Consider the following 21972-nt stretch of genomic DNA (forward strand, 5'->3'; position numbering starts at 1 on the left):
ATTTTTATATAATAATTTCCGGCTTGTCTTCCTTGGTTCTGTAACTCACTGAAAATGTCAATGTTGCAACCGCTACAGGCTGGTCACCATCACAATTAAGGTTGATGTCGGTTGATTGTAATCGGCAATCCTTGCAGAGTTTTTTAAGGATAATGCTATTTGCCACTAACCGCTCTATTTGCGCCGCGATATTATCGACTGTTTTATTTACATCTTTGGTAGCTTTGGCGTAGCACTCGACGATTATTTTAACTACTCGATCTTGTGAGCGCGGCGGGGTTATGGTGTTTGTCGTGACTTCTTCGTTAGTAGAAAAAACTATAATCCCCGGTAAAGAGGTGAATTCCATATTGTAAAGCCGAGTATTATAAACCCGATTACCTACTAAAGTCTTGCCTTGCAATAGCTCAACAAAAGCCTCTCTTATTGCAGTTCTGGCGTGCATTTTAATTTTGCCTCTCTAACAATAAACTAGCCCAGCCCGTGCCGTCAGGTTTGATAGCAACAATGCGATAATTTCGGTTTCTTATAGTTAAAAGATCGCCGTATTCTACTTCCGTAATTTCATCTTCGGTACACTCAAATACCGGTTTATTGCCCGCTACTCCGGCTATGCCGCTATCAATATCAAAATACTCCTCTGCCATAATTCCCTTAATTACATAAGGCTCACCGAATGCCGGCGTTAAAGTTGCCTTCACTGCGAATCCTTGCTCAACATCTAAAAACTCGCTAAAATCTTCTTGAAATGCCATAAAGCTTATTTCCTCGCTACGGCGAAAGATTCGGCATGTCTAATAGCGATGTCGATATCTTGCATAAGCCTTATTCTTATGCCGCCGCTAGTGCCTAAAGCGTATGGATCCACTAACACGTCTAACACGCCCCATTGCCCGATAATTAGATCGGCGAAGTTACCGAATAATAAAGTATCTGCCGGCATTTGGTTAGTCGTGCCGACTCTATAGCCGTTAAGATAGCCGAATCCTGCCTCCGCGCCTCGACTTTCCCAGATAAATTGTGCCGTATTTTCAGCTTTTTCCGTTTGTTTTAGGTGACCACGCAGTGCGGCATTGCATATATAACCAAGCGTACCGATATCGGCATTTTTGGAGGCTAACGCGCTTTCTAAATCAACAATTTTATCCCAATTAATTTGCTCTTCATCGGCAATAGTTACTTTGTTTATGTTATTATGATTCAATATTCCCAGCGGCTCCGCCCCTAAACCGCTGCCGTTTATTGCCGCCCGATCAATTTCTAAAGCTATAACAGTTGCTAAATCATCACGCACTAAATTTTCAATATCGGGACTTGCTTGTAATATTAATTTACGGCTAAAATCGGTATAAGCGGCGATACTTTTAGGCGATAATGTTACTTGCCCGAATGTTTGCTGCGAATGCTGCGGTGCTTGCCCTTCTGCAACCCAGAAAGCAGTTGCACCGCCCGTTTGTTTAGGTATTGCAACGTCGCCGTGTAAGCCGCTCATAACTTTTGCGCCCATTTGCTGCACTAACATTTTGTTACGTAATAATTCAATAAAATTGCTACTTAAATAATCGGTAGGAACTAAATAGCCACCGGCAATATTGGTTAGTTTTTGCAAGTCTCGCTTTTCTAGCATTACGTCGAGCGGAATAAAAAAACTTGCAGGTTCTCGCCCCACTCGTTTTGCTATTTCAGTTGAAGCCTCACGCTCTAACTCTGCACCTTGCCAGTTGCCGGCAACTGCTGCTTTAATTGCTTTAAGTATTGAAAAACTACGGGCTTCCCGCTCACTCATCCCGATTATTGTCAGGTCGGGTGAAGAGGTGTTAATAGTAATAGGGGCGGAGCTTAGATTCTCTAAAATCTTTTGCCTAAAAGCATCTAAACTTTTACCAGTTTGTATAAATTCCATAGCGACACTATGCATATTATGCCGATCCCCTAAAGCTAATATTTCACTTATTCTAGCAGTTTCATTTTGCCGAATATCTTTAGTGATTTGATCAGTATTAACAGTATTTGTTCTTACTTCATTGATAAAATTATTTGCTGTATTTTCAGTAGTTATTTGTTCATCTGCCATTTTACTTCTTACTCCATATTTATAATTAATTGTTTTCTTTGGTTCTTTGTTATCGTCTTGCTTTTCTTCTAATTTCTCTTTGCTTCTGCCAATGCCGACAGTTGGATCGGCAGGGATTGAAACAACTGATACAGCATAATCCATTAAGATATGGACAGATTATAACAAACAGCATCAAAAAAATGTTCGAAGTCTTTTGCAGTTTTTCTAATTTGATTTTTTAATTTAAACCAATAATGCTCAATTGGATTTAAATCAGGAGAGTAAGTAGGTAAAAATAAAATACTACAACCTACAGATTCTATTAGCTCTTTGACCTTGGAATTCTTATGGAAATTAATATTATCCATAACAACCACTTGACCTTGTTTTAATTCTTTGATCAAAAAATCTTCAACATAACTCTTAAAAATTAGTGTATCACAAGTCCCTTCAAAAACTATTGGAGCTATTATTTTACCATTGCAAAGCCCTGCTATCATACTTACTCTTGTTTTATGTTGGTAAATTTTCTTATCGTAATATCTTTTACCTTTTAGGCTATAACCGTACTCCAAGCATGCATTATCTTCTATTCCGGATTCATCCATAAACACTAAATCTTCTTTTGAAATAGTTTTGATTCTAGCTATAAAATCATTCCTTGCTCCATCGTCCCTTTTGGGGTGCGTAAAAGTTTTTTTTATAACTATATCCTAGTGCTTTTATACCTCGCCAAATTGTCGTTGCTGACCATTTATTTGATATTTTTGCTAATTCTTTTAGGCTTTTATCGGCATTATTATCTATAAATTCCTTAAACTCCGGCATATTTGTTAGCTTTTTATTATGACCTTTTTGATAGCCTACTCTCGGCTGAATATCTCCTTCTTTCTTTTGAATAGCTTGCCATTTGTATAATGTTTGCCTAGATATATTTAATAACTCCTTAACTTTACTTACTGACTTAACTTTATCTATTAACTCTAATGCTTTTGTTCTTAGTTCGTATGGATATGCTCGGACCATCTCTTTCCTTTTTCGCACATAGATTTACTTATTTTATGCTACTTGTCAATACCTTAATGGATTATGCTATATCTCTAGAGGTTCCCAGGTTTTTATTCTAAATACTGCCGGTTTACTGCCTTTTGCTTCTTTTTCTAAAATTATATCGGTTTGTAGATAGCGATATCCCACCGAAATATTACTCCTAATGCCGTCAAGCACATCCCGGTAAATACTTTCAGCTAAGGCACTTTTACTAAAACGTACCTTTGCCCTAGCTTTGCCGTCACCCGTTAGCTCGGCTGCTTCAATTACGCCGATTTGCTTAGTAGTATCGTGGTCAAGCAGTAGCGGCGCACTACCTGAATTAAGCCAATCTAACTGCACGCTTCCGTGTTTATGGTCAAGTATCTCTAAGCCATAAAAACGCTCTGCCGGTTCTTCACTGGAAAAAGTAATCCAAAATCGGCGATTCCTTGTTTCTTCGATATTAAGCACCGGCATATTAGCATAGCGCCTCTCAATTATCCCTCGAGCATTTAAATTATTCATCTGTTTCATCATTTGTAATTTCTTGTCGGTCATTAGTTTCTTGCTCCTTATTTAAATTTAATCCGTATTTTTTAGCGAGTTCCTCTTCAAAAACTATTTGTTTAAATAGCTCTTCAATGTCTATTCCTTGATCGGCTACTATTTGACTGCGGCTTCTGGTTTTTTGGTCTATTGCAATCTGGTTAGCGTGATTGTCTTTTAGCGGATCAACCCAAGCCCAGCCGCGAGGTCGCCATATCGGCTTATTGAATTTGTCGAACTCATTTATTGAAATAGGAATTTTGTTTTTGGTGATTGTCATTAACAGCCAGCTCTCAAATATCGGATTACAAAAATGCTCTATCAGCCAGTTTTGCAGCATTCGCCAGCTATCCCGATCCTCTAAACTACCGTGCCTGATTGATGAGAAATTGACGTTTTCAAGGTCATTGGCTAAGGTTGCATAGGAAATATCAAGACCGCTAGCAATGCCTCTAAGTATTGACTTCTCAAAATCGGCAAAACTAGAAGTCGGGTGGTTTGGGTCGAATAATTTAACATCCATTCCCGAAGGTAACTGCTCAAAAATTCCCGGTTCTGCTTCCATTAGTTTATTGCCTCGCCCGTCATCAGCACCTAAATAACCGCTGCCGTCAGGTGAGACAAAAAAGCCCATTTTAGACGCTCCAACTCTTGCCGCCACTAGCTCCGCCTCTTCATACCCTGCCAGCATTCGCAAACGTAACATCGCGCTATGCATCCAAGGGACACCTCGACTTTGTGAAGGTCGATCGATTATAAAAGCGTGGATGATTTCACCGGCAGGGATTCGTTGATATTTTTTATTTTCTCTGCATTTAAATAGCTCGCCGGGATGAGAAGTAAGTAAATGATAAGCAACGGGACGATTCCATTTATTAAACTCAATACCCATTCTTATATAATTGCCGTTATCTAAAAGCTTATTTAGCTCTTCGTCTAAATGATCGGCTTCGATAAATTGTAAAGCAAAGCCAAATTCATTATCAAATCCTTTAACGAGCCGGATAATTACTTCACCGTCTCTTGCTACCGATTCCAAAAACAAACGCTGGCAATCAATCCATGATAACCTGCCGTCGACGGTGCAATTACCTTTTTGCCCCCAAACTACAAATTGTGCCATAATTTGGTTATTTATCCCGCTTAAGAAATTACCGCTATTGTCTACGGCTCTAACCTGTAAACGAATCCCGCTATTACCGATTACATTGGTGGAAGTGCGCTTTAAAAATCTACGAGCATAATCGTTATTAATACATAGCTCTCGTGACCTGTTGCGTAACAACTTTAAGCTCTTATAAAGCTCGCTATCGGCAGATAAGCCGCTTGTTATCCAGTCGCTAGTGAGCCTATTTATATTTGCGGCACTATATTGGCGTTTTACCGGCGGTGGACGCTTGAATAGATTAAATAAATTGGGGAGTTTCATATTAAGTAAAAATCGTCATAGCGAGGAGGCATTGTTGCGTGGATACCTGCAACGTCATTGCGAGCCGCTGCAAGCGGCGTGGCAATCCAGAAAATAATAAAATCCCTAGTATTCTTTACTATTTTTTCCTGGATTGCTTCGTCAAAACTACGTTTTTCCTCGCAATGACGATGGAATATTTAAGGATTACCGAATTTAACTTTAATAAGGTTGCTACTGCCAAAACCTTTACTAAGCTGTTCTTCTTGTAAATTTCTAGCATATTCAGCTTTATAAACATCACGCCATTTTAGTAACTCTGTCGGAGTTAATCGTGATAGACTTCTGCCGCTAATCGAGTAAGAAAGCTGATCACGACTAGCTTTACCGAGTATGGTTGCCTCTAATACATCTAACACCTGCTTAACATGACTACGACCGTCGTAAGAATCAAGCAAAGCTAGATTAGGCTTAATGACAAACTCGCCGTTCTCTAGCACATATTGCATTTCTTCTTTGATAATTCTTGATTGCCACCAATAAATAGCCGGTTTATATTTGCTAGTATCTTCAGAGCTTAAACGAATAACATAACAATCTTCTTCAGCCTGAGCTTTAACCTCAAATCTATATTCAAAATTACGGAAATTATATATTAACTGCCACCCGTCTTTAGGTGGATAATTAACTATTTCCTTCTGCCACTGCACAGTTTCACCGACTGTAAAGCTTGTAGGTTCTAAATTTTGCATTATTATTTACCAGTTCTTGACAAAGCCGCTAGATTGAGGTCTTTTTAGAGGAATGTATGAAGTAAGTAGCTCTTCTTTTTCTTCTTTAATTTCAGGCTTAGCTTCTTGCATTTTATTTGCCAAAACTTCTAAATTTGGATTTAATATATGCAGTGCAGCGAGTGCATAAACTCGGCAGTCTAAAGCTTCATTACGTCTGCCGCTAGGTTTTTCCCATTTCCTTACCGGAAAACCTTTATTATAACGCGTAACGCACTTTTCAGCCGTTAACTGTTTAAAATATTGCTCATCATAAATAGCCGGGAAATGACAATAACCGCTACCGAGTTCAGTGATTTTGAGACGGCTGTAAATCATTTCTTTTGCCGTATCCGTGCCGATGGAAAATAATTTAACTTTCATTTTATTAGCAATCGAAGGACGGCTTACCAAACCCTTTCCGGTTATAGATGAGCCTTTAACGGCAAATATACGACGTAGCTGTCTTTTTTTGCAGTAGCTATAAACGCTTTGGGTATGGTGACCGCCTGAATCAATACAAACGCAGGCGATGCGTAACTTAACGCCGATACTATTTTCTATTTGCCGCTCTAAAATATTATCTAAATCATCCCATACTTGATTTTGTGCAGGGTCGCCGTAAATTACTCGATAATCAAGTGACCAACTCTCTTCTCCTATCCCGAAGCCGACTATTTCCATTTCTAGCCGATCATTTTGTACATCAACACCGGCAGTAATTATGACGATTTCTTTTGGAATTAATAAACCCCAATTTTCCTTTCTATTTAGTAAATTAGTTTCATCAACGCTATCGCCTGCCTCTTCCCAAGTTTCACCGAGTGTTGTATTCACCCAGGTTTTAAGGGTTTCGGGCATTAGCTTTGCTTTTAAAAACTCACAGGCTATTTTTGACCATGAAACCCAAGGCGAATACAGTTCGCTTAAATGAAAGCCTGCCACATTCCCGCTTATTCCTTCAGCTCGCCACTCGCCATTTTTTAGCATTTGTTGTTTGTCTGTATCTTGCAAAATGCAGCCGTTAGCTTCACAAATATAATGTGCTTCTTCAGGCTTTCCGTTCTGCCATTTAACTTGTGACCATTTTAAAATTTGATATTCGCCGCAATATTTACAAGGCACGTAATAGCGTCTTTGATCACTCTGTAAATATGCTTGTTCAATGCGGCTTAAATCTTTGATGGTGGGGGTGGAGGTTAGGACTATTTTACGATTCCAGAAGGTAGTAGCTCTTTTTTTAGCTAAATTAACGGGATCGCTTTCAGCTCCTGCGCTTGCCGGATATCTATCAACTTCATCGCATAAAACAATCCTTACAGGTCTGCTGGCAAGCGATGAAGGCGAATTACTGCCCGCCATAGTAATATGACCGCCGGGAAATTTTTTATATAATATTTTATTGCCGGAATCTCTGCTTCTGGGGTCTTTAACTAAATTCTTAAATACTTCGCTGTCCCGTAGCATGGGCGAGAGCCTATCGGTCGACCAGCTTTCCGCTAGCTTCTCGGTCGGTTGCACTACCAGCATCGGTGCGGGGTCTTGGTGAATATGAAACCCCACTATATTATTGATGATTTCCGTTTTCCCAACTTGAGCTGAAGACATAACAACAATCATTTCAATATTCTTGTCATTAACAGCATCCATAATAGCCCGCTGATATGGAGCTTTTGCAGTTTTCCAACTTCCAGGCTCTGCGCTTGCTTCACTAGATAGCTTGCGATAACTATCAGCCCATGCTGATACTGTCAGTTTCGGCGGCGGTGCTAACTTGCTGCTGATTGTTCCCGTTATCTGATTCTTCTTCCGGCTCATATTTGCTAAGTTCTAGTAAGGCGTCGTGTATCTCTGTTTCTAATATTCTCTCAATTTCTGCAAAATTACCGCCTGCTTCGGCAAGTGATCTGACTAATTTAGTCGGTAATACCAGCATTTTTGACCGAAAAGCTAATACTAAATTGCCCCACTCAAATTCTACTTCCGATACTTCCATATATTTACCTTTAAGCACCTCAAGCTCTAATTCAGCTTTTTCTGTCTGGGCTGCAAGTAACCTTGTCTTTAAGGCTTTTTGTTCACTAGTAGAATTACGGCTTGAGGCTAAATCCTGTAAATATTTAACGTAGGCTTGCAAAGCTTGTTTAAGCTCATACTTATTCCGTGAAGCTTTTGGAATAATTTTCTCTTCGGTTAATTGATAAATTCTGCGTTCAGTTAAATTAAATAATTCAGCAAGTTCTGCGACTGTATATTTTTTCATTTTATAGTATATTTTATTATTTTTATTGTTTTAATAAAGCCTTGCAATCCCTTTGTTTACAGGCTTTAAAAGGTTTTTATCGGTTAAAATTGAAGTGAAGTGCAAAAAATTATTCTATCGCTAGGGGAGGTGTGGGGTGGGGCGTTACCCGCAAGCTAAAAGGGCGGGAAGTACCTTTTGTTTTATTTGGCGGTGTCTAATGCATAATTAAAGCTCTCGGTAAATACTCTATCAAACTGCTTGTTAAACGTTGATACAGCCATGTTCTTAAAGCCAAAGCGGGGTTTAATATTAGCCTTGGGTGTTAGGGTGTATAGACGCTGTAGCCTCTTATTGCCAAGCCGCTTATATATTGATTTACCGAGCTTAAAGATATTCTTATTACCTTCCTCTTTCCTTAAAGCATTAGAAGCCCGTAGTTTCTTTGGTACATTAGCTGTTGGAACAGCAATCAGTTTGCCTGAATAAGGTTTTTTTATGCCGCCTTCTTCTTGGATACCCGCAAAATGCGCTCTAGTATAAACTGCGGAACTCCGTATATATTTGGTTGCAAACTCTACTTTAATACCTGTTCTTTGTCTTCTATCCCACCAGTTCCTGCTGTTGTTAAAGATGCGTGGAATAGCTTTGCAGATACGTTCTTGTGATAGCAGAGCTATTTTATTTAAAGCAAGGCTTGTAGCAAACGGCAACTGCTTTTTCTCTAGATCATTCATATAATGCTCAAGATGTTTGATATTGTTTATTACTGCTATCTCAAAACTCATATTCCGAATAGTTCCTCAAGTGATACCGGTTTATATTTAGGAGCATGTAATAAAGCAGCTATGCCTATTATCACACCTTGATTCCCAAATTCTGCAGTCGTAGTTATTACCGGTTTAACATAATTTTTGGCTCCGATATAACCCACCATAAACCTTGTGTTAATGTCGGGAGCTGCTTTTAGCTCAATTATATTGCCGTGATTCTGTTCGTTACTTACTACTTCTTTATCGCTGCAATCTGCAAAATTAGCCTCTTTATCGTTTGAGTGTTGCAGCTTGATTTGTATGTATCGATTATTATTCAACTGACCGCTTGAGGCTCCTACTAACACCAAAAAAGTTAAGCTATCAAATCCGGCTGTTTTTACTGCTTTTATATCATCTTTATTAGCATTAATTGCTATCGGCGGTAATAGCTGCTCTAAATCGCTATTGCTGATTTCTTCCTTGATTATTGCCATATTAAACCTTGCCTGTTGCTCTACTAATTTCATTGTTACATACCATTATACTACTCGGTTTTCCTGATAGCAATAGGGTTTTAGAGAATTTAACTTAAAGTTAAGTTAGGTGTTTTACAATTGCCTATCCTCTTAGTAGCTATTTTTTCAAAATTTAACTTTAAGTTAAGCTTTTAGAGCTATTAGGCGACAAATTTTTATAAATCTCAACTAAATCGTCCAGTGCTTCACGTAGCCGCACGCTGCCGGCTCCTTTAATCCATTGCGGTATTTGCTTCAGCTCAAACTGTCGCATCGGTAGCTCATTAAGGCAAAAATGTTCAATGATTTCCTGCGATTTCCTGTTTAGGCTACCGAATACCAGCTTGTGGCTATGCAGTGCGTCAATTTGGTTCTCAAGTCTAGCCGTGTTATAGCTGCTTTTTTGTTGCTTTAGCATTTCAACCTTAATCACACTGCCGCTAGATTTTAGGTTGAAGGAACGCTCGTAATTACTCACTAACCGATCAGCTGCCCTAAACTGCTCGTAGCTGATACCTCGGCATTTGCTAATTGCTACGCCGTTTTTTATATCCTCCTCATGACACCGGTAAAATTTCGCTATCGGTCTTTTGTCGTGTTTTGATATTTTCATTTTTGCCTCCATGATTTTTTATTGTCGTGTTTAATTTTCATAAATCCCCCCTGCGCACAAAACCCTAATACTGCGTATAAAGACTTTTATAGTCTTATACTATAAGTATAGGGGGTTATTTTCCAAACTTGAAATACCACCTTTAAACCCTGTTAACTAAAGGCTTTTCAACATACCTAAACTTGATTTTTTTGATACAAGCGATACCTAAACTTGAAACCGCTGTAACCTATTGATTTTCTACAGTTTTTCCAATTCAAGTTTATGTTTAAGTTTAGGTATTTCCGTAAACTTGATTTTTCTTAGTTTTTCCTATAGTTTAGCGTGTTTCACGGCTTTTTAGCTATATTTCGATTTTCAAGTTTCGGAAATTTCATAAACTTAAACATAAACTTCAAAACTTCATTTGCATTTTCCTTATCTTATAGCATGTTCCACGGCTTTTAAGCTTTGTTTTGCGACCCTAAACTTAAATTTCATAAAATTTGTTATTACTAGTTTCTTCATCGTAAATTTTCCATATTTTATGGTTTTCTACCGGATATAATTCTTCGAATTCATGATGTAAATAATGAGTAGGTAAAACTCTTTTAGTTCCTTTTTCTTGGATTAAATGCATGTTTTTAAAACACATTAAACCATAATTAGAGGTACATTTACCAAAACCATAATCCATAGTGTTTTTAAAAAATTTAATATAACCTTTCCTAGTTAAAACTTTAATTCTTGCTCTGATGGAGTCTTTACTTCCTAAGCCTTTCTCGCCGTCAAATGCTTCACAAAAAGCACTAACCGAATAAGCACGTCCGTTATTTGCTTCCTCTTCTAAAATATCCATAATACGAAGTTCCCGGCGATCTCGTTCGGCATTAAGCTTATTGCTGTAATGTTGATTAATAACCGGTATATTTAAAGGATTAATTTCAACCCATACACCATTTTCCTTATTTAACATTTTAGTAGGAATATTTTTGCCGTTACGTAACTCAAATATCAACTGCTTAGTATCACTCGTTAGTTCAGGCTTATACAACAATGCTCCGGTGGTGTAGTATCCTCGCAAGCTACTAGCACCGCTGAATGCTTGGAACGGGTCTTCCTCAAATTGTGTATGTGTTATTTTTTTAGTATGATGAACTAAAATAACGCCTGCCTTAGGGTTTAATTGATCCCTTAAGGCTTCTATTCTTTCCCGAAGGAAAAATATCATTGCCTGGTTTTCATTTTCCGTAGCTCCGTCTCTACCGCCATCAAAAACATTGCGGATAGGGTCAACTGCTATAATGTCAGGAAGACCGTTTAAAGTAGTTTCTATATGTTCTGCTAATGCATTTACTCCGTTATTGTCTAAAATCATTTTACTACTTGGTGTTATGCGTAAATTCTCTAGTGCTTTCTCTGCTAATTCCTTTGACAATCCCATATTTTGTATTCTTTCACACAAATAAGGATATTCTACTTCGGTCTGAAGGTAGAAAATCTTTAGCGGTTTAGCAGGTTTGAAGCCTAAAAACTCTTGCCCTGCTGCTAGATGCACAAATAACGATAATAAAAAATCACTCTTCCCGACTTTAGGCGCACCGCCGAAGACTAATATACCACGAGGCGTTAATATACGTGGTGCTATTATGTCCTCGGGTATAGCGTTTCTATCGTTTAAAAACGTACCTAAATTAAAGCTATTTATCGTAATAGCTGTTTTTGTTTCTATTTTCTTCGGTTCACCGTATTTTTTAATATGCAACTTCCATAAGCCGTTAACCTCTTGTTTTATTTTCTCTAACGACCATGAAGGAACAACATTGGCTAAATTATAGCTATGTATTTCCTCTGATCCTGCTATAAAAAAACGGACAGATAGAATTAAGATGAGATAAAATAAATCTTAGGAGGATTTGCAATGAGTCAAAAAATATACGATAAAGAATTTAAGATTAATGCAGTAAAACTGTATTTAGCAAATAAAGGTAGTAAAAGTATCAATGATATTGCTAAGGATTTAGGGGTTTCACGATCTGGTTTGGGATATTGGCTTAAGAATTACAAAGGCAAAGGAGAGGCTAGCTTTGTTGGTAGTGGCAATGTAGTGAATCAAGAGGTACGAGATTTAAAGAGGGAATTACATCTTGTAAAACAAGAGCGAGATATCCTAAAAAAAGCAGTGGTCATCTTTTCAGCTCCCTCAAACAAAGGTACGAATTTATGAAGAATCATAGCTCTTATTTTTGTGTAGATCAGATGGCTAAGATTTTAGGGGTTAGCAGGAGTGGTTATTATGATTTTATTAATCGTATGCCAAGTAAAAGAGCTGAATATAATGAGGAATTGGTAAGTAAGATTAAAACTATTTTTGCTGGAACTTATCAAACTTATGGAAGTCCAAGAATTCATGCAGAATTAAGAGAACAAGGCTTTGTATGTTCACGTCCTCGAGTAGCAAGATTGATGCAAGTAAACGGCATTCAAGCAAAAATGTATAAGAAGTTTAAAAAGACTACAAAACAGTCCAATAAACCTTATCACAGGGGAGAGGATTTAGTTAAACAAAATTTTTCTGTCTCAAGCCCGAATAACATTTGGGTAGCAGATATTAGTTATATTTCTGTAAATAATAAGTGGGCTTACCTTGCTATAGTACTTGACCTGTTCTCAAGGAAAGTAGTAGGCATGGCAATAGACGAAACAATGAAAACAGACTTGATAATTAAAGCCCTTAACTCGGCTACATTACAACGTAAACCGCTTAAGGGTCTTATCCATCATTCTGATCTTGGAAGCCAATTTACTAGTTTGGAATTTTATAAAGCAGCGAGCAACCATGGAATTGTTTTAAGTCATGGCAAAACCGGTGTGTCCTATGATAATGCTGCTATGGAGAGCTTCTTTCATACTTTAAAAACTGAACTTATTTATTTTAAAAAATATCAAACCATAGAAGAAGCAGGACTTGATATATTTACCTATATTTATACATTTTATAACCAAAAAAGGAGACATTCTACTTTAAAATACAAAACTCCAAATGAGTACGAGTTAAACTATAAAAAAATTAATAACTCCTCTCTTTAATTTGTACGTTTTTTTGTTGCAAGATCACCTCTAAGGCTTGTGCTTCAGTAATTAACCCGTCATGGCAGCGACGCAACCAGTAGCCTATTATCCTGCTTAACCGGTTGAAACGGCTAGCTTCACCGCTGCCGCCTTCATACACTTTGCTTGTCAAAATATTATTTAAAGGTAAGGAAATATTGTTAATGTTTGGTAAGTTTTTAGTAAAATTCTGGAGATCTAAAGTATTAACGCCAATTAACTTTTTAACTCCCCCTACTAATTCCTCAAGCGTATACTCCATACGACTATAAGACCTAATTTTAACAAGCTTCGCAACTCCGCCTTTGTAATAAACCGAGCCTGCTACCCTAATCGGTTGATGTGCCGATTTAAAGCTTGTATCACCGCCGACGGCTAAAGCTATTTTGTGCCGCAACTCTAATAAAATTTTTAAATCCTCACCGCTCGCAGCCTCCATTAATTGCCAATACACATGCAACTTACTATGACCCTCTGGCTGTAACACCTCCCGACTCAACAACCATTGTAGCCTTACCTATGCATCCTCAAGTAATGCTAACTTGCTTTCGGTATCCCCGTCGTCAATATCGATTAGCAGCACTTGCATTTGTAATATATCGCCGCTAGAAGCTTGCCCCTGTTCTGCAATCACTCCGGGAATTACGTAAAATGCCGTTTGTCGTTGGTTTGTTGTCATAGCAAAATTTAGAGCATTAACAGCCATATCGTCATTTGCTTCAATCCAAATGTTGGCAGGGGGCTTATTAGTTCCGCCCCCTTTCTCTGCAAATGAACGCAACGGAATTAACCCGTCTAAATAACCGAAGACCAGCCAAAAATAACCTTTAATGTCATCCTTTACGGGTAAGATTTCACTCACAACTTAATCCCCCCAGCATTTAGATTGATAAGGGCATATTTTGCAGTCAAAAACCTCCTTACTACTAAAGCCCCTAGGTAATGTTTCCCCCGCTTCGGTTGCTTTGATAATATTAACAGCCTTATCGCTCATCCTTTGGGCTAATTCGGCATCAAACGGGATCAGCTCGACGTATATTTCGGCAGTATCCTTATTAATTGCCGTAAATAAACAAGGATTCTTAGAAATACCGCAAATTGTTTCCTCCATATAAGCCTGATAAAGAGCAATTTGTGCAGCATAGACGGGCTTAGATAATACTAAACCCTTTGTAAATGTCTCTCGCCAGTTTTTGTTATTCATGCTTTTAGTTTCCCATAGCATCGGGCAAGATATTTTTAAATCTTTATTTTCGCGATTTAAATCTTTTATATCAATTGGCACATCAGTTATAACCCCGTCAATATGTCCGGCTATTTTGCCGTCTGCTACTGCAAAGCCTAATTGCTTTCCTTGTTCGTCGTGAGTCAAAAGTTTAAAGCCTGAAAGCTTTAGCCAATCTATCATTAAACGCTCAAATAAATATCCTATCTCAAAGTTACGTATGTGATTCCCATCATCAACAATTCTAATATCGCCGTTAATGGCTTTAAGATACTCATATTGCAAAGCCCTAGAGCAAGGCACGCCAAGACGTGACGCACCTAAATATTTACGTAGCGGCTCCGTGCTTTTTTCATAGCTAAGAGCTTGATTAAGTAACATATTTAAAGTTATCATTACGCCGTTATTTTTATCGTAATATTTTAAAATTCGGTTAAAATCTAATCTTGTCATATGCGCACCTCTTACCTCCACCCCGCTATGTCTGTTATATCGGCGTTGTTATCCATAAACTTAACATAATCCTTATGGTATGGGTCTAAAGCAACCTTAATAACGTTTTTTTCATTGCCCGACTGATCGACCTCTATATCAATCCTAGTTATAAAAAACTCTAAATTCTCTAAATCACCGAAATTGTTAATCTTACGGGCATATTTGGCATATTCCGAATCCTCCTTATCGCTAAACCCTCTAGCAGAGTTGAGAATAGAGCGTATAAAGCTCCTACCTATCTCGCCCCAGCGGTTATTATTCTTCTCGCTATAAAGTCCGATCATGCTCCAAACTCGGCGTTTAGCATATTCGCCTGACAAAATTGTAAATTCGCAATCTAAGTAAATCGCTCCGCTTATATCGTTTTTAGTGGCGTAGCCGCCCGTCCAACCGCTTTCGGCATCGTTATAACCGCCGCGTTTTATTCTAAGATTTACCTTGGCTATTGTCCCTTTCGGGATTAAATCAAAGTTTGCTTGATTAGTCGCAGTATTAAAATCGTAATAGCTCATAATGTTACTCCTTAATTAATTGTTGTTTATTTTTAGTTATTGTTGTTACTTGCTGATTTAAATCTTTGTAGATAGGTTTTGTACTTCCCTTAATCTTTGCCATGAGATTACCGAGATGCGGCGGCTCGATCATTTCCAGCTTCCCCGACCGATCTTTAGCAGGGTAGCCGTAAGGGTTTAAAGTGTGATTAATGAAAGCCCGCGATTCCCCGTTTTCGGTTTTTACCTGTGCCATGGTAATAACCTGGTCAACTATCCCCGGTAATTCGTTAGCGGTTTTACTGCCGTCTATCTGCAAGCCGAATATCCGACGATTATATTCGTCTTGCTTCTCTTCCAATATCCCGACAAACCAGATATTTTTAGCCCTTGCATGCTGTAGATGCGTCAGCCAGGTAATCATTTCTTGACCATGTAAGCCGTACATACTCCGCATGTCCTCCTTGCCGGTTCTCTCGCTAATGGCTTGCGGTTGAGATTTACACCATTGCAAACATAAGCGTCCTGCAACCGTTATGGAGTCAATAAAGATAGTTTCGTATTTATCAATAGCGGCAGAATCCCCGAACCTACGGCAAACATCTTCATAATGTGCTTTGCCATAAATGCCGTTGTCCCTAACAGAAGGATTAGCACCGCCGATAAATACGGCAAAGTCTCTACATTCCTGCCATGTACGAGGTCTAACAGAATCACCTTGCCAGCCTTCAACTGCTAAGTCCCCAGCCTCTAAATCAAAGAATAACGTAGTTTCAGCGGGGAGCGTCCACAGCAAACTAGTTTTACCGATGCCGTACCCCCCGAAGATACAGCCCTTAATGCCTCGCTTCTCTGCTAAACGCTCGTCGGCGCTAATAATCGGTAATTTACTCATAAACTACCTCCTCATTTAGCCCTTCCTTATCTAATCTAGTAAGCTTATAAACAGGATTACCGAGTCTAATTATTCTGGCCGGTAGCAGCATATCCTTAAATACTGGCGGTAAGCTGTTATATTTAGCTTCCGGCACGTGGTAATGTACCTCGATATAATCCGCTAACTTTCCACCTCTAATGATGATCTCACCGGCAATCCGACTAAGTGCGCTTTGCTGCCATTCAACTTTTTTCGGTACGTCGCTAGTTACCTTAAAGCCCTCTTCCTCATAATGAACAACATCGGTGTCCTTCTCTAAATACTGGCGTTTATTTTGTATACGCGCTTCATATTTAAGAGCTATTGCCGATTGTAGCCATTGTTTGAGCCGCTTAGCTTTTTCTAGCTCCTCGGTAGCTTGCACTAAATGCCGATGTAAATCTTCAACGTCATATTTTACTAGTAACCTGATCGGTACTTTAAAAATGTCGATGTCGGTTGTTAGTTCTTTTGTCATATTTTACCTCTTTTTAAATTAAGTTTTGCAATTACAACATTCCCTAATTTTAAAACCTTTTCAACCCTATTTAACTTTAAGTTAAATTTTAAACCCCGCTTTCCTTAAGGCTTTCAGCGATTCCTCAATACAGAATTTAACTTAAAGTTAAATTTTTCCACAAACCTAAAAATTAGGTGTAACGTAATCATAAATTTAAGTTGTAGACACGTGCGAATATTCAATTTTAGCTCATATTAAAGCTTGCAAAACACGTACCTTGAAAAATATTTTATCTCTGCAATTTATAATTTAAGCAAAGGTATATTTATGAAATTAGAGGAATGGATGTATATAACAGGAACATCACCAAGCAAAATGGCTGAATCAATTGGAGTTTCGCAATCGTACATTCACAAATATTTGCATGAGAAAACAATCCCTAGAGTAGCAATTATGAAAAGAATTTATATAGCTACTTCAGGACTCGTAACTCCAAATGATTTTTATGATTTTGTTTCGGAAAATTCAACTGGAGAATTATTAAAACAATTATTAAAAAAGCTTTATCAAGCATTAAGGATAGAAAGATGAATAACCCAAAGAATCAGAAAACAATATTAGCCCTAGACCTCGGCACTATAACCGGCTGGGCTTTACACTACAATAACGGCAGCATTACCTCGGGTACGGAAAACTTTAAAATGGATAAATTTGAAGGGGGAGGCATGGTGTTTTTATGCTTTAGGCAATGGCTAGTAGACCTTAAGAATAGTGAAGGCGGCTTTGATGAAGTTTATTTTGAAGCGGTGCGGAGTCACAAGGGAATAGATGCCGCTCATAAATACGGCGGATTTCTAGCTACTTTAACCGCTTTTTGTGAACATCATCAAATCCCTTATTTAGGCGTGCCGGTCGGTACTATTAAGAAGCATATCACCGGTAAAGGCAACGCTACTAAATACGCCGTAATCGATGCAAAAGCAAAGGTTTTAGTCCTAATAAAATTTAAGGAGGAAATTATGAAATTATTAACATGGATGAATACTCACAAATTAAAGACGCAGGAAACAGCTAAATTATTTGGCGTAACGTATTCTCATATTTACAAGTACGTATACGATAAATCAATCCCTAAGCCTCCTATTATGCAAAAAATCGCTTGCATTACTTGTGGGGCGGTTACCGCTAATGATTTTAACAATATTACTACTGAAGGGATAGAAAAATATTGGCAGGAACAAGAGGAAAAAAAGGAAACGACAAATAAGGAGGATTAACAACATGGAAAACTATAAAACAATATTAGCCCTAGACCTCGGCACTGTAACAGGCTGGGCTTTGCACGATAAAAGCGGCAGGGTTACCTCCGGCACGGCAAACTTTAAAATGGATAAATTTGAAGGGGGCGGTATGGTGTTTTTACGTTTTAAGAAATGGTTAGTAGACCTTAAGAATAGTGAAGACGGCTTTGATGAAGTTTATTTTGAAGCGGTACGCAGTCACAAAGGAATAGATGCCGCTCATAAATACGGCGGCTTTCTTGCTCATCTAACGGCTTTTTGTGAACATCACCAAATAGCTTATAAAGGCGTGCCGGTCGGTACTATTAAGAAGCATATCACCGGTAAAGGTAATGCTACCAAATACGCCGTAATCGATGCGGTAAGGGATAAAGGTTTTAACCCGATAGATGACAACGAAGCCGATAGTTTGGCTTTAATGGATTATGTTTTAGTAAAATACAACAACGGAAAACTATTATGACAAATACAGAAATAACCATATATGAAAATGCCCATAACAAGGCTCACTTAATTATGCAAGATAAACGCAGCAGTGAGGAAATATATAACTCAATTTTAGAAAAAATAAGAAAAATGTACAACAATAAATTACCTGAAGCTGAAATACACGAAGCAGCAAGAAGATTAATTGAATTCATGAAAATTATTATGGAGGTACAAATGCGTTTAGAAAAAGAGAAAGAAAAAAATAAAGCGAGTTGACTTTTTCGGGGAGTTCGGTATAAAATCGTAACTGAAGTAGCTGTAAGGCTATTTCGGGGTTTCACAACCTCTATCTAAAAGCGGTATTATCTGCCGTATAAATGATAAACCCTCGACCCTACGGTCGGGGCGATTTTGGTTATGTTCAGGGTCTAAAGTGCAAACTTTAAACCTAAAAGCCATTATAACTGTCTTTTAGCGGTTTTGTGAACTCCCCGACCACCATAGGTTTAAAAGCCTGTGGTGGTTAAAACTTAACTCAATAAGTTTAATCAAAACGGGGTAAACCAAAATGACTAACAATAACAAAGCAATAATTTTTCTAAAAGCCCTTTCAAATTCTGCAAGTCGCAAACGCCGACAAAACCTCATTACTAACTACTGCCACAAAAATAATTTCACTATATTAAGAGTCGTAGAACATAAAGGATCGTTTGATTATCCTATCTTACACAAATTAATTGATGAGATGATGTGTGAGCCTGTCGGATCGGTTACTGCCTTAGTTGAAGATAAATTATTAAATATTCCTCATAGTATAATACTTTTTGCAGTACTCGGTACTTTATCGCTAACCAAATTAATAAAGGTTGATATCTACCGAAAATCTAGCCAAGAATTAAAACTTTATAACTCGGATTTTCCTCAAAACGACTTGTTAAGCGTTGCTGCGTTTGTTCTTAAATATACCTTGGAATGTTATAAAGGCAAAAATACAAAACAGGAGGTAAAATAATATGAAAGATAGAAAAATAGCAACAAAAGCAATATTATTATCAAGAGTATCATCAAAAGAACAAGAAGAGGGCTACTCAATTGATGCTCAAAAATATCGTTTACAAGAGTATTGCACTCGCAAAAACCTTGAGATTTTAAGAATCTTTGAGTTTGTAGAATCTTCAACAGTAGGTAACCGCAAAAAGTTTATGGAGGCTATAAATTACGCTAAACAACAAAAAGAAGTAATAGCAGTGGTAGTAGACAAAGTTGATAGATTACAGCGTAGTTATAAAGAAACGCCTTTATTAAATAATCTTATTGAAAAGGAAAAAATAGAACTACATTTTTATACGGAAAATTGCATTATTCATAAATATTCTACTTCTCAAGAGCGGTTAATGTGGAATATGTTTGTTATGATGGCTCAAAATTACGTTGATAGTCTCAAAGATAATATAAACCGTGCTATTGCACAAAAATTACGTGAGGGTGGTTGGGTAAGTACTGCCCCTATAGGCTATTTACATGCTAAAGAGGATATCTCTGTAAGAGGAAAAAGCACCATTGTAGTTGATGAAAATAGAGCACCATTGGTTAAAAAGATATTTGAGCTATACGCCAGCGGCAATTATAGCCTTGTAGAAATACTAAAGAAAACCGAAGAGTGGGGCTTAACTAATTCAAGAGGTAATCAAGGATATTTATGTAAATCACATATTTATACAATAATACAAAATCCTTTTTATTACGGAGTAATGAGATTGCTAAAAACAGGCAAAGAGTACCCACATAAATACCCTACTATTATTAGTAAAAGCTTATTTGATGCTTGCCAAAAAGTACGGCTTAATTGGGGTAGAAAATCAAAAGGTAAATATAGAGAAAAAGAATTTATATTTAGAGGGTTAATTAGATGTGCAAATACCGGTAAAATAGTTACATCTTATACAATAAAGAAAACTAACAAAAAAGGTGAAACTAAAGAATGGACATATTTAAGAGCATGGGAGTTAGAAAATCCTGAAAAAGCTATACATATCCCCGAAGAAAAAGTATTAACGAAAGTAGAAAGTGTTTTTAAATCTATGCAACTAAGCTCTGAACTACGGCAAGAAGTAATTACTTATATAAAAACTTCCGCAAACGCAGAAAAAGATTACTACAAAAAACGATTAAGCGAGCTTTACGCCGAAAACACTAAAATCAAAACACGTATGGATAGATTAATGGATTGTTACCTTGACGGGGAATTAAGCAAAAAAGAACACGAAGAAAAACGATTAGAATTGATGCAGAAACGAGAGAATACCATAAGAGAAATCGAAGCACACAATAAGGCTGATGATAACTTCGTAAAAATGCTGATTTCCTTGTTAGAATTGGCTTCTAACGCCTATGAGTCATTTAAAAGTTCGACTATTGCAGAAAAACGCAATTTAGTAAATTTAACATTCTCTAACCTTTCTTTGAATGGCGAGAAGCTTGATTATAAGCTACGTTCGCCGTTCGATGCCTTTGTAGAAATACCAAAAACTAAAGAATGGTGGCCGAAGCTGGAATTGAACCAGCGACACAAGGATTTTCAGTCCTTTGCTCTACCAACTGAGCTATTCGGCCATTTGTTTGAATGAATTGTTAGCATATAGAACATGGTTTAAATTCTTATAATTGATTAATCTATATTTGTCTAGATGATTTATATGATTCGATAACTTTTATTGCTTACAAAGAGGAATTTGAAGGAAACCTGAAACTGTGAACCGCACCATACTTAACGTACGTGAGGGTGAGGAACTAGGATTAACGTACAAATTATCTTAGAAGTAGAGTTATGCAAGAAGTATATTACTATTTAACCCCAACTATGGATAAGTTTTAGCTTAAAAACTTATCCATAGTTCGCGTTATTTATTAAAATCATGATCTAGTTAACTTCATTATAGAATCGGTAGACATGTGTACAGTAGCTTTACCTGATAATTTCTCTATTAATTTTTCTCCGGGCTTAGTAGATATTTTTACTTTAAAACTTCTGCGATGATACGGCGACTGACCGTATAAATTTACAGCGTTTATATGCTCTTTAGTACCGTAACCGAAATTTTTATGCCAATTATATTCCGGAAATTCGACGCTAAGCTTTAGCATTAAACGGTCTCTGGTTACTTTGGCTATAATGGATGCGGCGGAAATTGATAAGGATAAATTATCACCGTCAATAATACTAATAAATCGTTCGTCGAAAAATTTCATATTACCGTCAACTAATACTATATCGGGGCTAGTACCAAGTTTTTCGACTGCTTCTATGCAAGCTTTTTTTGTAGCTTCAAGAATATTAATTTCATCTATCTCTAGATGGGATACTATAGCAACCGCCCAAATATAATTCTCGGTAATTTGTTTGTATAAAAATTCTCTTTTGTTAAAACTAAGTTTTTTGGAATCTTTAATACCGGCTATAATATTTGTTTGATCGATTATTACGGCACTAGCTACCACCGGTCCGGCAAGGGGACCTCTACCCGCTTCATCTACTCCGGCTATGATAAGCGGGTTATATTTTTTCTCGAAGTGCAGTATGTCTTTTTCCATAATTGTTTCTTTTTAGTTTTTAATGTATAATATACAA

26 protein-coding genes, 1 tRNA gene and 2 pseudogenes are annotated in these 21972 nt (G+C 37.5%); 8 read left to right on the top strand and 21 right to left on the bottom strand.

The features are described from left to right. Window positions 1–4 precede the first annotated feature (4 nt). The 13 genes from AAHM91_RS08225 to AAHM91_RS08285 form a co-directional block, all read right to left on the bottom strand. Entirely contained in the window at window positions 5–445 is a 441-nt protein-coding gene (locus AAHM91_RS08225; RefSeq protein ID WP_342270475.1) for a hypothetical protein, read from the bottom strand. A 1-nt stretch (window position 446) separates the two neighbouring features. Next, window positions 447–755 (bottom strand): head-tail joining protein, encoded by a 309-nt coding sequence (locus AAHM91_RS08230; RefSeq protein WP_342270476.1) that lies wholly within the window; start codon window positions 753–755, stop codon window positions 447–449. A gap of 5 nt (window positions 756–760) precedes the next feature. After that, entirely contained in the window at window positions 761–2218 is a 1458-nt protein-coding gene (locus AAHM91_RS08235; protein ID WP_342270477.1) for a phage major capsid protein, read from the bottom strand. Further along, window positions 2218–3082 (bottom strand): IS630 family transposase gene (locus AAHM91_RS08240; protein ID WP_342269478.1). Its coding sequence is split into 2 segments (ribosomal slippage): window positions 2218–2757 and window positions 2759–3082, totalling 864 coding nucleotides; the frame shifts between segments, so codons are not numbered across the junction. Before AAHM91_RS08240 ends, AAHM91_RS08235 begins: the two co-directional genes overlap by 1 nt. Before the next feature lie 66 nt (window positions 3083–3148). Continuing rightward, window positions 3149–3646: a hypothetical protein gene (locus AAHM91_RS08245; RefSeq protein ID WP_342270478.1), complete on the bottom strand. Its 498-nt coding sequence runs from the start codon at window positions 3644–3646 to the stop codon at window positions 3149–3151. Next, the gene (locus AAHM91_RS08250) at window positions 3606–5063 is read right to left on the bottom strand and encodes a phage portal protein (RefSeq protein ID WP_342270479.1); all 1458 of its coding nucleotides are present in this window, start codon (window positions 5061–5063) and stop codon (window positions 3606–3608) included. The genes AAHM91_RS08245 and AAHM91_RS08250 overlap by 41 nt, the downstream gene beginning before the upstream one ends. Before the next feature lie 179 nt (window positions 5064–5242). Continuing rightward, window positions 5243–5794 carry a hypothetical protein gene (locus AAHM91_RS08255; RefSeq protein ID WP_342270480.1) on the bottom strand — a complete coding sequence of 184 codons (552 nt, stop codon included), beginning with the start codon at window positions 5792–5794 and terminating at the stop codon, window positions 5243–5245. A 6-nt stretch (window positions 5795–5800) separates the two neighbouring features. After that, window positions 5801–7630, bottom strand: coding sequence for a phage terminase large subunit family protein (locus AAHM91_RS08260; protein ID WP_342270481.1), 1830 nt, complete (start codon window positions 7628–7630; stop codon window positions 5801–5803). After that, window positions 7545–8075, bottom strand: a complete 531-nt coding sequence (locus tag AAHM91_RS08265) for a hypothetical protein (RefSeq protein ID WP_342270482.1) — start codon at window positions 8073–8075, stop codon at window positions 7545–7547. Before AAHM91_RS08265 ends, AAHM91_RS08260 begins: the two co-directional genes overlap by 86 nt. Window positions 8076–8257: 182 nt before the next feature. Continuing rightward, window positions 8258–8842, bottom strand: a complete 585-nt coding sequence (locus AAHM91_RS08270) for a hypothetical protein (RefSeq protein ID WP_342270483.1) — start codon at window positions 8840–8842, stop codon at window positions 8258–8260. Beyond that, complete coding sequence (locus AAHM91_RS08275) at window positions 8839–9303, bottom strand: hypothetical protein (protein ID WP_342270484.1); 465 nt, start codon at window positions 9301–9303, stop codon at window positions 8839–8841. The genes AAHM91_RS08270 and AAHM91_RS08275 overlap by 4 nt, the downstream gene beginning before the upstream one ends. 160 nt (window positions 9304–9463) lie before the next feature. Continuing rightward, complete coding sequence (locus AAHM91_RS08280; RefSeq protein ID WP_342270485.1) at window positions 9464–9937, bottom strand: hypothetical protein; 474 nt, start codon at window positions 9935–9937, stop codon at window positions 9464–9466. Between the two features lie 469 nt (window positions 9938–10406). After that, a complete protein-coding gene (locus AAHM91_RS08285; protein WP_342270486.1) occupies window positions 10407–11681 on the bottom strand; it encodes an AAA family ATPase in 1275 nt (424 codons plus the stop codon). Window positions 11682–11837: 156 nt separating this feature from the next. Here AAHM91_RS08285 and AAHM91_RS08290 point away from each other — a divergent pair, with 156 nt between their 5' ends. Both AAHM91_RS08290 and AAHM91_RS08295 read left to right on the top strand, forming a co-directional pair. Next, the gene (locus AAHM91_RS08290; RefSeq protein ID WP_342269687.1) at window positions 11838–12143 is read left to right on the top strand and encodes a transposase; all 306 of its coding nucleotides are present in this window, start codon (window positions 11838–11840) and stop codon (window positions 12141–12143) included. Then, complete coding sequence (locus tag AAHM91_RS08295) at window positions 12056–13006, top strand: IS3 family transposase (RefSeq protein ID WP_342269827.1); 951 nt, start codon at window positions 12056–12058, stop codon at window positions 13004–13006. Before AAHM91_RS08290 ends, AAHM91_RS08295 begins: the two co-directional genes overlap by 88 nt. Here the strand turns inward: AAHM91_RS08295 and AAHM91_RS08300 are convergent. The 6 genes from AAHM91_RS08300 to AAHM91_RS08325 are packed head-to-tail and all read right to left on the bottom strand — an operon-like array spanning window position 12987 to window position 16632. Further along, complete coding sequence (locus AAHM91_RS08300) at window positions 12987–13514, bottom strand: hypothetical protein (protein WP_342270487.1); 528 nt, start codon at window positions 13512–13514, stop codon at window positions 12987–12989. The two genes, AAHM91_RS08295 and AAHM91_RS08300, sit on opposite strands and share 20 nt — an antisense overlap. A 30-nt stretch (window positions 13515–13544) precedes the next feature. Beyond that, entirely contained in the window at window positions 13545–13889 is a 345-nt protein-coding gene (locus tag AAHM91_RS08305) for a hypothetical protein (protein ID WP_342270488.1), read from the bottom strand. Window positions 13890–13892: 3 nt separating this feature from the next. Beyond that, a complete protein-coding gene (locus AAHM91_RS08310) occupies window positions 13893–14705 on the bottom strand; it encodes a hypothetical protein (protein WP_342270489.1) in 813 nt (270 codons plus the stop codon). A gap of 11 nt (window positions 14706–14716) precedes the next feature. Further along, window positions 14717–15259 carry a hypothetical protein gene (locus AAHM91_RS08315; RefSeq protein WP_342270490.1) on the bottom strand — a complete coding sequence of 181 codons (543 nt, stop codon included), beginning with the start codon at window positions 15257–15259 and terminating at the stop codon, window positions 14717–14719. A 4-nt stretch (window positions 15260–15263) separates the two neighbouring features. Continuing rightward, a complete protein-coding gene (locus AAHM91_RS08320; protein ID WP_342270491.1) occupies window positions 15264–16133 on the bottom strand; it encodes an ATP-binding protein in 870 nt (289 codons plus the stop codon). Continuing rightward, window positions 16126–16632 carry a hypothetical protein gene (locus AAHM91_RS08325; RefSeq protein WP_342270492.1) on the bottom strand — a complete coding sequence of 169 codons (507 nt, stop codon included), beginning with the start codon at window positions 16630–16632 and terminating at the stop codon, window positions 16126–16128. The genes AAHM91_RS08320 and AAHM91_RS08325 overlap by 8 nt, the downstream gene beginning before the upstream one ends. Before the next feature lie 309 nt (window positions 16633–16941). Here AAHM91_RS08325 and AAHM91_RS08330 point away from each other — a divergent pair, with 309 nt between their 5' ends. From AAHM91_RS08330 to AAHM91_RS10970, 6 genes and pseudogenes are all read left to right on the top strand, one after another. Beyond that, window positions 16942–17205: a helix-turn-helix domain-containing protein gene (locus AAHM91_RS08330; RefSeq protein WP_342270493.1), complete on the top strand. Its 264-nt coding sequence runs from the start codon at window positions 16942–16944 to the stop codon at window positions 17203–17205. Next, complete coding sequence (locus AAHM91_RS08335) at window positions 17202–17891, top strand: helix-turn-helix transcriptional regulator (protein WP_342270494.1); 690 nt, start codon at window positions 17202–17204, stop codon at window positions 17889–17891. Before AAHM91_RS08330 ends, AAHM91_RS08335 begins: the two co-directional genes overlap by 4 nt. Window positions 17892–17895: 4 nt before the next feature. Next, on the top strand, window positions 17896–18378 hold the full coding sequence (locus AAHM91_RS08340; RefSeq protein WP_342270495.1) for a crossover junction endodeoxyribonuclease RuvC: 483 nt from the start codon (window positions 17896–17898) through the stop codon (window positions 18376–18378). Beyond that, window positions 18375–18620 carry a hypothetical protein gene (locus AAHM91_RS08345; protein WP_342270496.1) on the top strand — a complete coding sequence of 82 codons (246 nt, stop codon included), beginning with the start codon at window positions 18375–18377 and terminating at the stop codon, window positions 18618–18620. The genes AAHM91_RS08340 and AAHM91_RS08345 overlap by 4 nt, the downstream gene beginning before the upstream one ends. Before the next feature lie 292 nt (window positions 18621–18912). Continuing rightward, on the top strand, window positions 18913–19356 hold the full coding sequence (locus tag AAHM91_RS08350; RefSeq protein ID WP_342270497.1) for a hypothetical protein: 444 nt from the start codon (window positions 18913–18915) through the stop codon (window positions 19354–19356). Window position 19357: 1 nt separating this feature from the next. Then, a pseudogene (locus AAHM91_RS10970) lies at window positions 19358–20173 on the top strand (recombinase family protein); the annotation flags it as partial. A gap of 708 nt (window positions 20174–20881) precedes the next feature. On the opposite strand, the gene AAHM91_RS08355 reads toward AAHM91_RS10970, so the two are convergent. Together AAHM91_RS08355 and AAHM91_RS08360 are read right to left on the bottom strand one after the other, a co-directional pair. Beyond that, window positions 20882–20957, bottom strand: a tRNA-Phe gene (locus AAHM91_RS08355). A gap of 405 nt (window positions 20958–21362) precedes the next feature. Then, window positions 21363–21935, bottom strand: a pseudogene (locus tag AAHM91_RS08360) (ribonuclease HII); the annotation flags it as partial. Window positions 21936–21972 lie beyond the last annotated feature (37 nt).

It is taken from the genome of Rickettsia endosymbiont of Orchestes rusci, assembly GCF_964030945.1.
In the GTDB taxonomy this organism is placed as follows: Bacteria; Pseudomonadota; Alphaproteobacteria; order Rickettsiales; family Rickettsiaceae; genus Rickettsia.

Coding starts and splice junctions, on each gene's coding strand:
- AAHM91_RS08225 (WP_342270475.1), bottom strand. CDS start 445: ATGCACGCCAGAACTGCAATAAGAGAGGCTTTTGTTGAGCTATTGCAA.
- AAHM91_RS08230 (WP_342270476.1), bottom strand. CDS start 755: ATGGCATTTCAAGAAGATTTTAGCGAGTTTTTAGATGTTGAGCAAGGA.
- AAHM91_RS08235 (WP_342270477.1), bottom strand. CDS start 2,218: ATGGATTATGCTGTATCAGTTGTTTCAATCCCTGCCGATCCAACTGTC.
- AAHM91_RS08245 (WP_342270478.1), bottom strand. CDS start 3,646: ATGACCGACAAGAAATTACAAATGATGAAACAGATGAATAATTTAAAT.
- AAHM91_RS08250 (WP_342270479.1), bottom strand. CDS start 5,063: ATGAAACTCCCCAATTTATTTAATCTATTCAAGCGTCCACCGCCGGTA.
- AAHM91_RS08255 (WP_342270480.1), bottom strand. CDS start 5,794: ATGCAAAATTTAGAACCTACAAGCTTTACAGTCGGTGAAACTGTGCAG.
- AAHM91_RS08260 (WP_342270481.1), bottom strand. CDS start 7,630: ATGAGCCGGAAGAAGAATCAGATAACGGGAACAATCAGCAGCAAGTTA.
- AAHM91_RS08265 (WP_342270482.1), bottom strand. CDS start 8,075: ATGAAAAAATATACAGTCGCAGAACTTGCTGAATTATTTAATTTAACT.
- AAHM91_RS08270 (WP_342270483.1), bottom strand. CDS start 8,842: ATGAGTTTTGAGATAGCAGTAATAAACAATATCAAACATCTTGAGCAT.
- AAHM91_RS08275 (WP_342270484.1), bottom strand. CDS start 9,303: ATGGCAATAATCAAGGAAGAAATCAGCAATAGCGATTTAGAGCAGCTA.
- AAHM91_RS08280 (WP_342270485.1), bottom strand. CDS start 9,937: ATGAAAATATCAAAACACGACAAAAGACCGATAGCGAAATTTTACCGG.
- AAHM91_RS08290 (WP_342269687.1), top strand. CDS start 11,838: ATGAGTCAAAAAATATACGATAAAGAATTTAAGATTAATGCAGTAAAA.
- AAHM91_RS08310 (WP_342270489.1), bottom strand. CDS start 14,705: ATGACAAGATTAGATTTTAACCGAATTTTAAAATATTACGATAAAAAT.
- AAHM91_RS08315 (WP_342270490.1), bottom strand. CDS start 15,259: ATGAGCTATTACGATTTTAATACTGCGACTAATCAAGCAAACTTTGAT.
- AAHM91_RS08320 (WP_342270491.1), bottom strand. CDS start 16,133: ATGAGTAAATTACCGATTATTAGCGCCGACGAGCGTTTAGCAGAGAAG.
- AAHM91_RS08325 (WP_342270492.1), bottom strand. CDS start 16,632: ATGACAAAAGAACTAACAACCGACATCGACATTTTTAAAGTACCGATC.
- AAHM91_RS08330 (WP_342270493.1), top strand. CDS start 16,942: ATGAAATTAGAGGAATGGATGTATATAACAGGAACATCACCAAGCAAA.
- AAHM91_RS08335 (WP_342270494.1), top strand. CDS start 17,202: ATGAATAACCCAAAGAATCAGAAAACAATATTAGCCCTAGACCTCGGC.
- AAHM91_RS08340 (WP_342270495.1), top strand. CDS start 17,896: ATGGAAAACTATAAAACAATATTAGCCCTAGACCTCGGCACTGTAACA.
- AAHM91_RS08345 (WP_342270496.1), top strand. CDS start 18,375: ATGACAAATACAGAAATAACCATATATGAAAATGCCCATAACAAGGCT.
- AAHM91_RS08350 (WP_342270497.1), top strand. CDS start 18,913: ATGACTAACAATAACAAAGCAATAATTTTTCTAAAAGCCCTTTCAAAT.